The 439-nt window shown below is 56.5% G+C and carries 1 protein-coding gene; it reads right to left on the bottom strand.

All coding sequences use genetic code 11. The features are described 5' to 3' along the window. Positions 1–156: 156 nt before the first annotated feature. A partial coding sequence (locus HIJ39_RS23420; RefSeq protein WP_169103410.1) for an RNA-guided endonuclease InsQ/TnpB family protein occupies positions 157–439 on the bottom strand: 283 nt, incomplete at its 5' end.

Here is a 439-nt window from a genome sequence, read left to right as displayed (position 1 = left end):
ACCGTTCTGATGGACTTGTCCAAGATTGACCATCGTTAAGCAAATAATCAATCTTGTTGCCACCTTCCTGGTTCATCGCGTCACGGCTTCTTAGGGCCTCCAGGACCGGTCGTCCACCGGAGGGCGCTCCCCAGGCACGTCACCGAGCAGTCCGGCTTACGCCGGAACGGGTGAGGAGCCCCTCACCGAACTCTCGGCCACTGTACGTAAATTGATCGCGGCATTGATATCCCGATCATGATGGGTGCCACATGCCGGACACGTCCATTCTCGGACGGACAGGGGCATTTTAGAAACTTTGTACCCACATGTCGAACAGATTCTGCTGCTCGGATACCAACGGTTCACGACCACCACCGTTTTCCCGCGTTGAGCCACCTTGTATTCGAGTTGGCGGCGAAATTCGCCGAAGCCCATATCCGCAATCACGCGGGCTAGC

Source organism: Sulfobacillus harzensis, assembly GCF_012933365.1.
Taxonomy (GTDB): Bacteria; Bacillota; Sulfobacillia; order Sulfobacillales; family Sulfobacillaceae; genus Sulfobacillus_B; species Sulfobacillus_B harzensis.
This window is presented reverse-complemented; position numbering and strand designations above follow the sequence as displayed.